The organism is Halobacillus ihumii (genome assembly GCF_902726645.1).
Taxonomy (GTDB): Bacteria; Bacillota; Bacilli; order Bacillales; family Halobacillaceae; genus Halobacillus_A; species Halobacillus_A ihumii.
Window position 1 is genome coordinate 3,591,816 of record NZ_CACVAO010000001.1, and the last position, 16,065, is coordinate 3,607,880.

Annotated in this window: 12 protein-coding genes; 11 read left to right on the forward strand and 1 reads right to left on the reverse strand. The window is 44.6% G+C overall.

Annotated elements, in window-relative coordinates:
- Positions 1-125 precede the first annotated feature (125 nt).
- The 6 genes from ilvC to ilvA are packed head-to-tail and all read left to right on the forward strand — an operon-like array spanning position 126 to position 6,848.
- Positions 126-1,157 (forward strand): ketol-acid reductoisomerase, encoded by a 1,032-nt coding sequence (ilvC, locus tag G6R08_RS17960; protein WP_163529914.1) that lies wholly within the window; start codon positions 126-128, stop codon positions 1,155-1,157.
- Positions 1,144-2,685: a 2-isopropylmalate synthase gene (locus G6R08_RS17965; RefSeq protein ID WP_163529916.1), complete on the forward strand. Its 1,542-nt coding sequence runs from the start codon at positions 1,144-1,146 to the stop codon at positions 2,683-2,685. The genes ilvC and G6R08_RS17965 overlap by 14 nt, the downstream gene beginning before the upstream one ends.
- A gap of 13 nt (positions 2,686-2,698) precedes the next feature.
- Positions 2,699-3,805, forward strand: a complete 1,107-nt coding sequence (gene leuB / locus G6R08_RS17970) for a 3-isopropylmalate dehydrogenase (protein ID WP_163529918.1) — start codon at positions 2,699-2,701, stop codon at positions 3,803-3,805.
- A 23-nt stretch (positions 3,806-3,828) separates the two neighbouring features.
- On the forward strand, positions 3,829-5,247 hold the full coding sequence (gene leuC / locus G6R08_RS17975) for a 3-isopropylmalate dehydratase large subunit (RefSeq protein ID WP_163529920.1): 1,419 nt from the start codon (positions 3,829-3,831) through the stop codon (positions 5,245-5,247).
- Positions 5,248-5,250: 3 nt separating this feature from the next.
- A complete protein-coding gene (leuD, locus tag G6R08_RS17980; protein WP_163529923.1) occupies positions 5,251-5,838 on the forward strand; it encodes a 3-isopropylmalate dehydratase small subunit in 588 nt (195 codons plus the stop codon).
- A 20-nt stretch (positions 5,839-5,858) separates the two neighbouring features.
- A complete protein-coding gene (gene ilvA, locus G6R08_RS17985; RefSeq protein ID WP_240339836.1) occupies positions 5,859-6,848 on the forward strand; it encodes a threonine ammonia-lyase in 990 nt (329 codons plus the stop codon).
- A 98-nt stretch (positions 6,849-6,946) separates the two neighbouring features.
- Here the strand turns inward: ilvA and desB are convergent, their stop codons facing one another.
- Positions 6,947-8,002, reverse strand: coding sequence for a Delta(10) desaturase DesB (desB, locus tag G6R08_RS17990; RefSeq protein ID WP_163529924.1), 1,056 nt, complete (start codon positions 8,000-8,002; stop codon positions 6,947-6,949).
- Between the two features lie 351 nt (positions 8,003-8,353).
- On the opposite strand from desB, the gene G6R08_RS17995 reads away from it, so the two are divergent.
- The 5 genes from G6R08_RS17995 to ppsA all read left to right on the forward strand — a co-directional run bounded on the left by G6R08_RS17995 (position 8,354) and on the right by ppsA (position 15,993).
- Positions 8,354-9,346 carry an ABC transporter substrate-binding protein gene (locus tag G6R08_RS17995; RefSeq protein WP_205439438.1) on the forward strand — a complete coding sequence of 331 codons (993 nt, stop codon included), beginning with the start codon at positions 8,354-8,356 and terminating at the stop codon, positions 9,344-9,346.
- A 145-nt stretch (positions 9,347-9,491) separates the two neighbouring features.
- The gene (locus G6R08_RS18000) at positions 9,492-11,519 is read left to right on the forward strand and encodes an iron ABC transporter permease (protein ID WP_163529928.1); all 2,028 of its coding nucleotides are present in this window, start codon (positions 9,492-9,494) and stop codon (positions 11,517-11,519) included.
- Between the two features lie 48 nt (positions 11,520-11,567).
- Positions 11,568-12,527: a diaminopimelate epimerase gene (dapF, locus tag G6R08_RS18005; protein WP_163529930.1), complete on the forward strand. Its 960-nt coding sequence runs from the start codon at positions 11,568-11,570 to the stop codon at positions 12,525-12,527.
- Between the two features lie 21 nt (positions 12,528-12,548).
- Positions 12,549-12,947 carry a secondary thiamine-phosphate synthase enzyme YjbQ gene (locus G6R08_RS18010; RefSeq protein WP_163529932.1) on the forward strand — a complete coding sequence of 133 codons (399 nt, stop codon included), beginning with the start codon at positions 12,549-12,551 and terminating at the stop codon, positions 12,945-12,947.
- A 430-nt stretch (positions 12,948-13,377) separates the two neighbouring features.
- Entirely contained in the window at positions 13,378-15,993 is a 2,616-nt protein-coding gene (gene ppsA, locus G6R08_RS18015) for a phosphoenolpyruvate synthase (protein ID WP_163529934.1), read from the forward strand.
- Positions 15,994-16,065 lie beyond the last annotated feature (72 nt).

A 16,065-nucleotide genomic window follows, 5' to 3' on the forward strand; every position in this document is an offset into this window, starting at 1 on the left:
GAGCGCCGAGGCGACTCACCGCCCGCCCCTCGGAAAGCGAGCAGCTGGAGCAGAAATCAGCCACACTCTCAAATATAGCAAGAGTTTTACGAAATCAACCAAAAAACGGAAAGGATGAATGAACAATGGCACAAGTTTACTATCACAACGATATCAAAGATGAGGTACTAAAAAGCAAAAAGGTTGCAGTAGTAGGATACGGATCCCAAGGACACGCACACGCACAGAATTTGAAAGAGAGCGGTTATAACGTGGTCGTTGGATTGAGAAAAGGGAAATCATGGGATCAGGCCGTAGAAGACGGAGTAGAAGTTAAAACAGTCGCAGACGCAGTAGCTGAATCCGATGTTGTAATGGTGCTGCTTCCTGATGAGCATCAGCCAAAAGTGTATGAAGAGCAGATCAAACCAAATCTAAAAGCAGGATCAGCTTTAGCTTTTGCCCATGGCTTTAACGTTCATTTCAACCAAGTGGTAGCTCCTGATAATGTGGATGTTTTCCTCGTTGCTCCTAAAGGACCAGGACACCTTGTTCGCCGTACATTTGTAGAAGGAGCAGGAGTTCCTTCACTATTCGGTGTGGAACAGGATGTGACAGGGTCAGCCCGCGAAGTTGCCCTAGCGTATTCAAAAGGAATCGGCAGCGGTCGTGCGGGTGTATTGGAAACAACGTTCCAGGAAGAAACGGAAACTGATCTGTTCGGAGAGCAAGCTGTTCTATGCGGTGGACTTACAAGCTTAGTAAAATCAGGGTTTGAAACGCTGACAGAAGCAGGTTATCAACCGGAAGTTGCTTACTTCGAATGTCTGCACGAGTTGAAGCTGATCGTTGATCTCATGTATGAAGGCGGACTTGAAGGCATGCGTTATTCTATCTCAGATACAGCACAGTGGGGTGACTTCGTATCAGGGCCGCGTGTCGTGAATGAAGAAACAAAAGCTCGCATGAAGGAAGTTCTGAATGAAATCCAATCCGGTAAATTCGCGAAAGGCTGGATCCTTGAAAACCAAGCAAATCGTCCTGAATTTAACGCCGTGAATGCCCGCGAGAGCCAACACCAAATCGAGAAAGTAGGGAAGGAGTTACGTGAATTAATGCCTTTTGTTAAGAAATCTCAATCAAAAGAAAAGGATGTGGTCACACATGGCTCACGTTAATGTATTCGATACAACGCTAAGAGATGGGGAACAATCTGCAGGCGTGAACTTGAATCGTTTAGAGAAGATTGAGATTGCTAAACAATTGGAACGGCTGGGTGTAGATATAATGGAGGCGGGTTTTCCCGCTTCCTCCCAGGAAGATTTTGAAGCAGTCAAGGAAATCGCGAACACGGTTCGAAATTGCTCCGTCACAGCCCTTGCCCGGTCGTACAAAAGCGACATTGATACAGCATGGGAAGCGCTAAAAGACGGCGCTGAGCCGCGGCTTCACATCTTTCTGGCTACGTCACCGATTCATATGACGCATAAGTTGAAAAAAACACCGGATGAGGTTGTGCAAACAGCAGTCGAATCAGTTGCTTATGCGAAAGAGAAATTCCCATTTGTTCAATGGTCGGCTGAAGATGCAACACGCTCTGACTACGATTTTCTCGTTCATATTATCGAAAAAGTGATCGAGGCAGGAGCAGATGTGATCAACCTGCCGGATACGGTGGGCTATACGACTCCTGTTGAATACGCCAAACTTTTCAATTATGTAAAAGAGCACGTGAAAAATATCGACCAGGTCACACTTTCTGCTCATTGTCACGATGATCTCGGCATGGCGGTCAGCAACTCGCTGTCTGCGATTGAAGCGGGAGCTGGGCAGATCGAAGGAACGATTAACGGGATTGGTGAACGTGCCGGAAATGCCGCGCTAGAGGAAATATCCGTAGCTCTTGAAATCCGGAAAGACCACTATGATTTTCACACAGGATTGGTCTTGAAGGAAATCAAAAGAACGAGTGATCTCGTCAGTAAGTTGACCGGTATGCAAATTCCGGGCAACAAAGCAGTCGTCGGCCGCAATGCCTTCGCTCATGAATCAGGCATTCACCAAGATGGCGTATTGAAAGAAGCTACGACGTACGAAATTATCACTCCTAACATGGTTGGTATCGATTCCAATAACCTTGTTCTCGGAAAACATTCTGGTCGTCACGCCTTTAAGCAAAAGGCAGAATCACTAGGATTCCAATTGACAGACAGTAAACTGAAAGAGGCTTTTCATTCGTTTAAAGATTTGACCGGCAAGAAGAAAGAAGTGACGGATGGGGACTTGTTTGCGATTCTGACCGATAAACAGACGGAAAGCGAAGATGTAGCGAAATACGAATTGAAAGCATTTCAAGTTCAATATGGCAGTATCAACCGTCCAACGGCTACGATCCTGCTAACGCGACCTGACGGCAAGGAAGCGGAGAAAGCGAGCACAGGTGAGGGTAGTGTTGAAGCGATCTACAACACATTGGATGAACTGCTTGATGAAGAGGTTCACTTGCAAGATTACCAGCTCAGCTCAATTGGCAAAGGGAGAGACGCCCTTGCGGAAGTGTACGTGCAGCTGACTGTTAATGATGTTACAACATCTGGCCGCGGGTCCGCACAAGATGTATTGGAAGCTTCTGCTCACGCCTTTTTAAATGCTGTCAATCGTACACTGCAATCCAATGAACAGCAAGTTAAAAAAGTTCAAGCATAAGGAGGGAAAGCAAATGAAAAAGCATATTGTTCAATTGCCTGGTGACGGAATTGGCCCTGAGGTAACGAAAGCGGCGAAGAAAGTGCTGGAAACGACAGCAGAACAGTTTGGTCATACGTTTACGTTTGAAACACAGGATATCGGAGGAGCTGCGATTGATCATCAAGGAACTCCTCTTCCTGAAGATACTCTAGCTGCCTGCCGTAAAGCAGATGGAATTATGTTGGGCGCAGTAGGCGGACCGAAATGGGATCATCTGCCCGGCCACCTTCGCCCTGAGAAGGGACTGCTTGGAATCCGTAAACAGCTCGGTTTATTTGCAAATCTTCGACCGGTCAAAGGGTTCCCATCGCTTTTACATGCTTCTCCTCTAAAGCGAGAGGTTGTGGAAGGCAGTGATTTGCTAATTGTAAGGGAGTTAACAGGTGGTCTTTACTTCGGGGAACCGCGGGAGCGCCGCAACGACAACACGGAAGTTGTAGACACATTAACTTATACGCGAGCTGAGATTGAGCGGATCGTTGATCAAGCCTTTCAAAGTGCACAGCTTCGGCGCCGCCATCTGACTTCAGTCGATAAAGCGAACGTGCTGGAATCAAGCCGAATGTGGAGAGAAATCGTGGAAGAGAAGAAACACGACTATCCGGATGTAGAAGTAGAACACATGCTCGTTGATGCTGCAGCGATGAAATTGATTACAAATCCGGGCTATTTTGACGTATTGGTTACGGAAAATATGTTTGGGGATATTTTAAGCGATGAAGCCTCCGTACTGACAGGGTCACTTGGAATGCTGCCATCTGCAAGTATTCGCCAGGACGGTCTCGGATTATATGAACCCGTCCATGGTTCAGCACCAGACATTGCTGGTCAGGATAAAGCTAATCCGCTCGCCGCTATTTTGTCAGCAGCTATGATGCTCCGTCATTCTTTTCAAATGAGTGAAGAGGCGGATGAGGTAGAAGCAGCTGTTCACGCTGTGCTACAGGATAAATTTCATACAGCTGACCTTAAGGTAGCTGGTGGGGTTGTAGTAAGCGGAAGTGCTCTTGCTCGAAAAGTATCAGAACAAATGAGTTCACATGATACGACGGAAAATATTATGCGATGTTATGTCTAGCTGGGGAAGGGAGAGGTCTAAACATGGGTCAGCCGAAGACGATTATTGAAAAAATTTGGGATCAGCACGTGGTCCATCAAGAAGAAGATAAACCAGATTTGCTCTATATTGATTTGCATTTGGTTCATGAAGTCACCTCTCCTCAGGCCTTTGAGGGTCTGAGGATGAGTTCTCGAAAAGTACGTCGTCCGGACCGAACGTATGCCACAATGGATCACAACGTCCCGACGGTTCATCGCAATGTGATTAAAGATGCGGTGTCCAAAAAGCAAATGGAAACACTGGAGCGCAATTGTGAGGAATTTGGTATCCGCCTCGCTGATATCAACCATCCGGATCAAGGGATTGTGCACGTTATTGGTCCAGAGCTTGGGTTAACGCAGCCAGGTAAAACGATCGTGTGCGGGGACAGTCATACGTCAACACACGGAGCTTTTGGAGCGTTAGCGTTTGGCATAGGCACCAGTGAAGTGGAGCATGTATTAGCAACGCAATCTCTTTGGCAGGCTTCTCCGAAAACGCTGCAAGTGAAAGTGGACGGTGTGCTCGGTACAGGAGTAACAGCCAAGGATTTGATTCTAGCTATTATTGCTAAATTCGGTGTTCGTTTTGGCACAGGATATGTAATTGAATATACTGGCGAAGCAATCAGGGACTTATCGATGGAAGAGCGAATGACGATTTGTAACATGTCAATTGAAGCTGGTGCAAGAGCCGGACTGATCAGCCCTGACGATAAGACCGTAGAGTATTTAAAAGGGAAGCGCTACGTTCCTGATGGAGAGGAATTTGAAGCAACTGCAGACGAATGGAAAGCGTTAGCGTCAGATCCAGGTGCTGTTTATGATGCGACCGTTGAAATCGACGCAACTAAGGTAGAACCACAAGTGACGTGGGGAACCAATCCATCACAAGGTGTCCCGGTAGGAGCCTCAACACCGGATCCGGCAGCACTTGATGATGAGCAGGAGAGGGATAGTGTACAGCGAGCCCTTGATTATATGGGGCTGCAAGCCAATCAGTCGATCCAATCGATCCCTATTGAACACGTATTTATCGGCTCCTGTACGAATTCGAGATTAAGTGATTTACAAAAAGCTGCGAAAATCGTCAAGGGCGGTAAAGTAAATGAAAACGTCAGGGCCCTCGTTGTCCCTGGTTCACAAACGGTTAAAGAGCAAGCCGAGGCTGAAGGGCTGGATACGATATTCCTAACCGCCGGATTTGAATGGCGTGACGCGGGATGCAGCATGTGTCTGGCCATGAATGATGATATTGTTCCACCAGGCGAGCGCTGCGCTTCAACGTCCAACCGTAATTTTGAAGGGCGTCAGGGGAATGGGTCGAGGACTCATCTCGTTAGTCCGGAGATGGCAGCCGCTGCTGCTTTGGAAGGTTATTTTGTCGATGTAAGAAAATATGCCGCAGCTGTAGGAGGGTAAGCGATGGAACCATTTCAACGACATGAGGGACTGATCTATCCACTTAATCGATCCAATGTTGATACAGATCAGATCATCCCAAAGCAGTTTCTTAAACGAATCGAGCGACAAGGGTTCGGACAGTTTTTATTTTATCATTGGCGATTTCACGATGATGGAACGCCGCGCGAGGACTTTTCGTTGAATGATCCGAAGTATAAACAGGCCACAGTGATCGTGGCCGGTGAAAATTTCGGATGCGGATCTTCTCGGGAGCATGCACCATGGGCGATTCAGGATTATGGATTTAAAGTGGTGATCGCTCCGAGCTTTGCGGATATTTTTTATAACAATTGTTTTAAAAACGGAATTCTTCCTATTGTATTGCCGAAGGAGCAAGTCAATGAATTGTTAAAGCAGGCTGAGGAAGAATCATTGCAAGTGGAAGTGGATTTAATCGATCAGTTTGTAAAAAGTGAAAATGGCGTAAAGTCGTCATTTGAAATCCAGCCCTATCATAAGAATATGTTAGTAAATGGCTGGGACGAAATATCGGTGACACTCAACTATGGAGAAGCCATTGATCGATATGAAGCACAACATGCAAAATAAATCTTACGAGGAGTGAAGACATTGGGGATTTCTTAACATTACCACGGGTGTTTGAGGCGAAGGAACATCTCTATGATGTGGTCCATCAAACACCGTTCAAAACATCAGAAACTTTCAACCAGTCAACAGGAAGCCAAGTGTACATGAAAATGGAGAACCAGCAGAAAACAGGTGCGTTCAAAGTGAGGGGAGCTTCCTTTAAGATTGCTCAATTAACTGAGTCAGAAGCGCGGTGCGGAGTGATTGCAGCTTCCGCTGGCAACCATGCACAAGGTGTTGCACTAGCTGCTGCAAAACGCGGAATTTCGGCGAAGATCTTTATGCCGGAAGCGACACCAAAAGCCAAAGTGCAAGCTACCGAAGCCTATGGAGCCATAACCGTCCTCACTGGTGAATCCTTCCAAGAAGCTTATGGAGCGGCTATGGAGGAGCAAAAACGCTCAGGGGCGACGTTTATTCACCCATTTGACGATGTTGACATTATGGCAGGGCAAGCAACAGTTGCCGTTGAGATGCTGCAGGAACAGCCGGACCTTGATACAATTGTCGTACCGATTGGCGGGGGAGGGCTCATTGCAGGGATTGCTTATGCTGCGAAACAATTGAAACCTTCTATTAATGTTATTGGGGTTCAATCTTCAGAAGCGTCGGCTGCCTGTAATGCTTTTTACAAAACAGGTCCTAAAAAGTTGACCACTGTGTCGACAATTGCGGATGGCATCGCCGTGAAGGAGCCTGGCACATTGACTTTTCGTTATATTAAGAAATATGTGGACGGGATTGTCACAGTCAACGAACAGCAAATCGCCAGTGCGATTGTTCATTTGCTTGAGCGGGAGAAGACACTCGTGGAAGGAGCAGGTGCTGCGGCGCTCGCAGCTGTGTTAGCGGATAAATTAGCCCTATCCGGTGAGAAGTGCGGTGTCGTCGTCAGTGGCGGCAATATGGATGTCTCTCGATTACCCCATGTACAGCAATTGGCTTTAGCCAAACGAATGGTAATGGTTTAAGGTAATCCAAGTCAAAGGCACCACTTCAGCATAAGTCTGAGTGGTGTCTTTATTCATGTAAAAAGCCTCAACCTGGTTATACCAGATTGAGGCGGTAATTAGTCGTCCAACTGTTTTTTAATTGTAATCTGCTCTGGATTTAATCCATTCCCGAGAGATCCGTACAGGCTCCCTTGTGAGGGATCAATTAACTCTCGATTGTCAAAATAAGCCCGCGGTGTTTTCCATAAGGCAACCAGTGCTTTGCTAATCGGCATCTCATGATAGCGCTCCGGCCACATTTTTTTAATATGATGTTTAACCAGCGGATAGTGCTTAGAACTCATACCTGGGAACAAATGATGTTCGGTGTGATATGAAAAATTAAAATGGATGTAATCGACCCATTTCGGGACCGTCACAGTCAGGCTATTCGCTAACGGATCATTGACAGGGACGAGTGGGTTCAAACGGTGGTTTGTTGAAATGTAGCCCATTACGATCAAATTAGCGATCAGTAGTGGAAGAAAGAAGGCAAACAACCACTTTTCCCAGCCGATGATGAACAACAGCCCAATCCAGGTGACCCACGGGAGAATCATTTGCAGCCAAACTTCAGGCTGCTTCTTCGGTTTAAAATCCTTAATGTAAGCAAAAAACATTTTCAGGGAGTGGGCAGAGAATTGAATGGCTAGGGAAGCAAACGCAAAAAAAGCTCGAATGAATAAGGGAAGCTTGTATATCCAGCGAACCAATTTACTTTTGCTCAACCGTTCAAGTGTCGGCCATGCATCGGGATCGTTCTCATCGTGCTGTGTATGAATGTGATGGTTTAAGTTATGCCATTTCCTCCAAAGTTTCGGACCTGTACTGAGCGGCCAAAACGCAATGGCACCTAAGAGGTCCCGAACCCAAGGCTTTTTCACGACCGTACCGTGCAGAATTTCGTGACCTAGGAATCCCATGCCGGCAAAACTCGCCCCAAGAATAAGTGAAATCGGTAAGTAGATGAGCGGGTGCCAATTAAACAGACTAATTAGCAATAAGCCAGTAATCACAATAGCTAAATAGGCTAATCCTCCCCACAGACGTTTCGGAGCAGGTTTAAAGACGCCCTTCGGCATATGTTTAGCGATACGCTTGGCGTACCAGCCGTATGAATGAAAATCTTCCATGAAATTCTCCTTTTTTACGAGACCGGGGAGTTTAAGAGACCTACCGGAATCCTAATTCCTTTAATAGTAGCAAGTGGAGCCATAGGGTGTCAATTAAAACATATAGGCTGGTCTTAATAATAAGTCTTAATAAGACAACGAGAAATTGAGCATTGACACATTTGTGAGTCTTAGGTATGATTACATTGATGATAATGATAATCTTTATCATTTAGCTAGCTGGGCATGAGAAAGAAATAAGATGATACAGGTTGGAAACCCTAACGATACATATATGATAACCTGTTTTGTTCCATAATATATCCATGTTTTTTTCTTAAGATGGCCTATAATAGAAAGGATGGAGAAAAGGTGAAAAAACTCGGATTAATCTGTTTGTTTGCGATGATAGCTGTCTTGGCAGCTTGTAGTGGAGGAAGTGAGAATTCCAGCGAGGAAAGCAGCAATGATTCTCAGTCAAAGGAAGACACACGTTCAGTAACAATTGAGGATGCAATGGGAAAACAGACGATTGAAGGGACTCCTAAGAAAGTCGTTGTTTTAGAATGGACGTACGCTGAAAATCTTCAGGCTTTAGGCATGGAGCCTGTCGGAGTTGCGGGACTTGACCAATATAGCCAGTGGGTCAACGTCGGCATTCCTTTCAGTGATAAGGTGAAAAATGTAGGCACACGTGCTGAGCCAAACCTTGAAGCAATCGCCAGACTCGATCCGGATTTAATAATCGGGGTTAAATTCCGTCATGAACAAATTGCGGATCAACTAAAAGATATCGCGCCTACGGTAATGTTTGCACCGTACTCAGAAGAAAGTGCGAAAAACCAATATCAGAATATGATCGATGAATTCAACAAGATGGCTAAGATCCTCGACAAACAGGAAAAAGCCGAAGAAGTTCTCACGGCTATGAAACAGACGTTTAAAGAACAGCAGGCTCGACTTGAAGAGGCAGGGCTTTCGGATATCAATTATATTATCACCCAGGCGTTTACAGCTCAGAACACTCCAACATTGCGGTTGTTTACCGACAATTCAATAGTCGCTCACGTAATGAAGAACATGGGAATGAACAACGTCTTTGAATCAGACAAGCTGGAGACTTATGGCTATACACAAACTACGGTCGAAACGTTACAAAATTATCAAGATGCCCATTTCTTCTATATTGTACAGAAAGAGGACAACATCTTTAGCAATCAACTGGCCGGTAACCCGGTTTGGGAAGAGTTAGCTTTTGTAGAGGAAGGCCGTACTCACCAGCTTCCTGGAGATACATGGACATTTGGCGGACCTTTATCTGCAGAAGTTCTAGCCAAACAAATTGTAGATTCTGTGGTAAAATAATTTAGGTTGATCGTAATGAACCTTCATGAAGTGAAATCCCGTCTTGATCTTTTCTCGTTCAAGGGCGGGTTTTTGCTTATATACATAGTTTATGTTTTTATTTACTAACCGCCTTGATCCGCTTTTAAGAGAGAGTAGTGATGTTATGAATCAAATGATGAAACAGACAATGATTGGCGTCCTGACTTTTGGAGGCGGGGCTGCTTTGTTGTGTATATTAACGTTTATCCATATTAATCAGGGAAATGTGGCTATTCCAGTTGGGACAGTCATAGAGGCGATCTTTAACCCGCAGGATAACTTAGATCATCACACGGTTCGGATACTGCGGCTGCCGCGTGCTGTGATGGGTATTTTGGCGGGGGGAGCGCTTGCGGTCTCAGGGGTGGTGCTGCAAACCGTAACGAAAAACCCGCTGTCCTCAAGCAGTACGCTCGGCATCCATTCAGGAACCTATTTTGCTGTTGTCCTGTCCACGATCTTTTTTCCGTTTGCGATGTTCGGAAATGGAATTATCACCGCTTTTATCGGAGGGGTCGTCACGTTTCTGATCGTGTACTTGTTATCAGGGGCAGGGAACGCAACTCCTGTACGAATGGTGTTAGCAGGGATGATCGTCACCTTTTTATTTTCTTCCCTGACTTCGGTGCTGCAAATTTTTTACGAAAATGAAGTACAAGGCCTCTTTCTGTGGGGATCTGGCACCTTGGTGCAGAACAACTGGGATGGTGTACAATTTTCTTCCCCGTTTATTTTGGTATCGCTTCTCTTACTACTAATCTATGCTGGAAAACTTAATACGCTGACCCTTGGAGATGATGTAGCGACCGCATTAGGTCAAAATGTCCGTTCCGTCAAATTCATTACAGTTATCGCAGCTGTGCTATTAACGTCTGTGACTGTGAGTGTAGTGGGTCCGATCGGGTTTGTCGGCCTTGTTGCCCCGCATATTATCAAGCTGATCGGTTATCGTTCTCACATTCCGCTGTTGATCGGTTCCTTTATATGGGGAGGCAATGTCCTACTGTTGGCTGACGTCATGGCTAGAATCATTGATCCTTCCTTCTCTGAACTGCCGGTCGGAGCGATTACCGCTCTCGTAGGATCACCTTGGTTAATTTGGCTTGTCCTTCGGATGAGAAATGACAACAATACGGAGGAGAACGGTACGATTATGGCTGGTAAGGCCGCAGCCAATATCTCTTTAACAAAAATTGTTCCGACCCTGTCGGTAGTCATTCTCATCACGGTTTTCGTCAGTATGGCCTCAGGCAATTTCGGCTTTGAGCCTGTATTGACGATCAACGCCCTGTTTGGAAATACGAACGAGTTTATTCGAAATTTCATCCTGGATTTAAGGTTGCCGCGCTCGATGGTAGCCCTGTTCAGTGGGGCGATTCTCGCAGTCAGCGGATTGATTTTTCAAGGGGTGCTGCGAAACCCGCTGGCTGATCCATCTGTAATTGGGATTACATCAGGAGCCGGGGTTGGGGCGTTGACCACCATGTATTTATTCAGCGTATCAGCAGTCTGGATCCCTGTTGGTGCGATGGTCGGGGCTTTCGTGTTCTTTCTGTTTGTCATGATTCTTGGGGCAAAAGCTAACTTTCATCCGACTACACTTGCTTTATTAGGAATTGGTATATCCGCATTTGGCTCGGCGATCATTCAAATATTGGTTGTGCAGGCTGATATGGGCGTAGCTTCTGCCTTAACCTGGCTGTCTGGAACCACATATGCTAGAGGATGGCCGGAATTACTGCAATTCCTGATTTGGCCGGTACTCTTATTTATTCCGATATTAGCGGTTCATATTAAAACATTGGATGTTCTGTCCCTTGGCGATGAAACGGCTAAAGGATTGGGTCTTGGTGTGACATCGGTTCGTTTCCAAATGGCCCTCCTCGCTACGTTACTGGCAGCATGCAGTGTGGCGGCGGTCGGTTCTATCGGGTTCGTCGGCTTAATTGCTCCGCACTTTGCGAGACTGATCGTCGGCAGCGCCAATCAAAAACTGTTACCCGTTACGATGTTGATCGGCGGATTCTTACTCGTATTGGCTGATTTATTAAGCCGGACGCTGCTCGCCCCAAATGAAATTCCTTCAGGGATTTTAGTGGCCTTGATCGGAGCGCCATATTTCTTATGGCTAATGAAACGCCGTTCGGTATAAATGTGCGAAATATGCTATGATAGGTTAAAAATTAAAGGGAGTTTACGTATGATTGAATTTATAAAATGTCATGGATCAGGTAATGATTTTATTTTAATTGATGAACGATCTGAAGCGTATTCGTTTTCAGAACAAGACCGTTATGACCTCTCGATATTGCTTTGTAATCGTGTGGACGGCGTCGGTTCTGATGGCATCTTATTTGTCCTCGACAGCACTAAAGCCGAGGCTCGAATGCGCATGTTTAACTCAGATGGGACTGAGGCTGAAATGTGCGGCAATGGGCTGCGCTGTGTGGCTCGCTATATAATAGAAGAAACAGGTAAGCAGGCGGTGGAGATTGAAACCGACAAAGCTGTGCTTGCTGTAAGTCAAGTCGACCCGATTTACCCAGGAATTGATACATTTTCGGTCGCGATTGAACCGGTTTCTTTTGCTGTCGATTCTTTGCCGATGAATTTTTCTGCCGACGAAGCGATAGATGCTGAAGTGCCGGCACTGTCGAAAGACTATCGTTTCACTGCTTTAAGTGTACCTAATCCACATATTGTGGCCATCGTCGATGAATACCAAGAAGAAGAATTTGCAGCGATCGGGAAAAAAGCCAATCAGCTGCCGGACGTTTTTCCAAACGGGGTTAATGTCAGCTTTATGAAGCTGCTGGCGCCGAACAAAGTGTTTGTACAAACGTATGAACGAGGAGTTGGGTTAACGAATGCTTGCGGAACCGCTATGTCAGCTTCCTCACTTGTCTCAACTTTGCATGGGGGGAACGATCTTGACACGCCGATTGTGGTCATTAATAAAGGCGGACTCGTTAATTGCGTAGTACGTCAAGAAAATGAACGTTATTCGATCCGTCTGCAAGGGAATGCTACCTATGTGTACCGAGCAACGCTTGAAGTTGACTTAGAAAAAATGACTTGGAAACAGACAGATTCAGAAACTTACCAGAAGGAAATTGCTACGTATAAGCAACTTGAGCAATACGCTGCATCACAACTCTGATGGAGGGAGAGATGAAATCCAATGATGAAAACATTCTCAGTAAATACAAATCATCATGATCAAATGGTTGACATCACTCAGGAGATTGCCAATTGGATCAAAGAACAAGGTGTTAAGGATGGTGCGGTTATTGTATCATCCATGCATACGACTGCCGGCATCACGGTCAATGAAAATGCTGACCCTGACGTAAAAACGGACATGTTGAGAAGATGGGATGAAATTTTTCCATGGGAAGATCAAAGAGATAAACATATGGAAGGCAATACAGCGGCCCATATGAAAACGAGTTACGTTGGTCACGCTCAAACCCTAATCATTGAAAACGGTGAGTTGGTATTAGGGACATGGCAGGGGATTTACTTCTGTGAATTTGATGGACCAAGGCGAAGAAAAGTAAGCCTGAAATTGTTGAAGTAAGAAAAAGCGTCAGTTCTTCATTCAAGTGAGGGACTGACGCTTTTTTTGCACCCCGCGGGTGGGTGGGATGGTGTTGTTCCGCTCCTCCTTGTGTTTGTAAGAAGAACGGAAACATTCCAAGTTCACAGTACTCAAAACAATGGAAAAACTTTATATGAGAGAAGCGGTTATTAGGCCACGTCATGATGGATCCTCTGAAAATTGGAGAGCTATTTAGTGTACGAACAGCTCTCCATTCATACGCAAAAAAGAACCTGGACAGTTTTGCCAGGTTCTTTTATATTGCGAACAAACGAACATGATGATATAATCATATCACATCTGTGGTATTCTTAATTCTTATAAATGTGTCCTATTATACTATAAGTATATCATGGCGTTGAGTTCCTGTCAAATGATTTCTCAATTTTATGGCGAGGAGAGATAATGGATGAGTTGTTCTTTAGTTCTCGGTTTTCATGAAATGGAAAAAACGCAGCAAGCGCTCGTTGGTGGAAAGGGGTTAAATTTAGGGGAATTATCAAAAATGGAAGGAGTGCAAGTACCAGAAGGATTTTGTGTTACAACAGTGGGATATCAAAAAGCGATCCAACAAAACGAAAGGTATCATGCTTTATTGGATCAACTAACCATGCTTAAAGTAGATGAGCGAGAACAAATTTGTGAAATTAGCAGGAAGATTCGTCAACTCATTATGGAAGTAGAAATTCCTTCTGATGTTGCGAAAGAAGTTGGTCATTATCTCTCCCAGTTTGGCGAAGAACATGCCTATGCAGTGCGATCTAGTGCGACTGCTGAAGATTTACCACATGCCTCTTTTGCTGGTCAACAAGACACCTATTTAAATATCATCGGAAAAGAAACAATCTTACTGCATATCAGCAAATGTTGGGCTTCCCTGTTTACGGAACGTGCGGTAATTTACCGTATGAAAAACGAATTTGATCACAGCCAAGTTCATTTATCTGTTGTTGTTCAAAGGATGGTTTTTCCACAGGCATCAGGAATTTTATTTACCGCTGATCCAATTACTTCTAACCGGAAGCAACTATCAATTGATGCCAGTTTTGGACTTGGGGAATCACTGGTCTCTGGACTAGTATCTGCCGATTGTTATAAAGTGCAGGACGAGAAAATCATAGATAAGATGATAGCAACTAAAAAACTGGCTATCTATGGACAAAAAGAAGGCGGAACAGAGGCTCAGCAGATTGAAATTGATCAGCAAAGGACCCAAACCCTCACTGACCAGCAAATTTTACAGCTAGCACGACTTGGGAGACAGATCGAGGCTTATTTTGGCTGCCCACAGGACATTGAATGGTGTTTGGTTGAAGATAAGTTTTATATTGTCCAGACTCGTCCCATAACGACTCTATACCCTATACCTGAAACAAATGATCAAGAAAATCACGTCTATATATCTGTTGGACATCAGCAAATGATGACCGAGCCCATGAAACCATTGGGAATGTCTTTATTCCTGTTAACAACTAATGCTCCTATGACTAAAGCTGGTGGAAGGTTGTTTGTAGATTGCACAGCTTCCCTAGCTTCACCTGTTAGCAGAGAAAATTTATTAAATGCCATGGGACAATCCGATCCGCTTATGCAAGACGCACTCATGACTATAGTAGAGCGGGAAGGCTTTATAGAGTCGTTACCGAATGGTGAAAAAGCACCGAGACACAATGAAAATAATGAAGATGCGTCTGAGGGTTTTCTGGAACAAATCGAAAATGATCCTTCAATTGTTCATGATTTGATTAAAAATAGTGAAGCGTCATTAGAAGAGTTAAAACATAACATTCAAACGAAATCAGGACCGGAATTATTAAAATTTATTTTAGAAGATATCCAGCAATTAAAGAAGATATTATTTGACCCACAAGATTTGCTCGTGATTAAGGGAGCTATGGACGCTTCATCTTGGATTAATGAGAAAATGAAGAAATGGTTAGGGGAAAAAAACGTAGCAGACACGCTGTCTCAATCTGTACGAAACAATATTACATCGGAAATGGGTCTGGCACTTATGGATGTCGCAGATGTGATTCGTCGTTATCCGGAAATAATTGATTATTTACAACATGAAAAAGAGGGTAACGTTTTGGATGAACTGATTAAGTTTAATGGTGGCCAAGAAGCCCGAGACGCTATCTATGCTTATCTCAAAAAATACGGGATGCGAGGCAGCGGGGAGATCGATCTTACTAAAGCTCGTTGGAGCGAAAAGCCAACTGCACTTATCCCAATGATTCTTAGTAACATTAAAAACTTTGAGTCTAATGCTAGCAATCGGAAATTTGAGCAAGGGCGACAGGAAGCTTTGAACAAGGAGCAGGAGTTAGTAGAGCGATTGAAGCAATTACCAGGTGGTAAGCAAAAAGCCGAAAAAACAAGACGAGTGACCAGCTTTATCCGCAATTTTATCGGTTATCGTGAATATCCAAAGTACGGGATGATTAATCGCTACTTCCTTTATAAGCAATCTTTACTAAAAGAAGCCGAACGACTCGTTCAAGCAAATGTTATTCATGAAAAAGAAGATATATACTATCTTACTTTTGAAGAACTTCGCGAAGTTGTAAGCACATGTAAACTGGATTATAAGATCATCAGCAAACGTAAAGACGAGTACAAGGTATATGAAAAACTAACTCCTCCACGTGTTTTCACATCTGATGGTGAAATCATTGCAGGTGAGTATAAACGAGAAAATCTCCCATCCGAAGCTATTGTAGGTCTGCCAGTTTCTTCCGGCGTTATAGAAGGAAGGGCACGTGTCATCTTAAACATGGAAGATGCTGATCTAGAAGGTGAAGATATATTAGTCACCCCCTTTACTGACCCTAGCTGGACACCGTTATTTGTTTCTGTAAAAGGGTTAGTAACCGAGGTTGGCGGGTTGATGACCCATGGAGCGGTTATCGCACGTGAATATGGATTACCAGCAGTTGTCGGTGTAGAAGATGCTACCAAGCTGATAAAAGATGGGCAGCGAATTCGCGTACATGGAACAGAAGGGTATATCGAGATATTGTAATTGCTGAATACGTTCAGATGGTAACATTGCTCCGATTCATTTTCGGTGGTTGAAAAGCAATAGCAAATATAA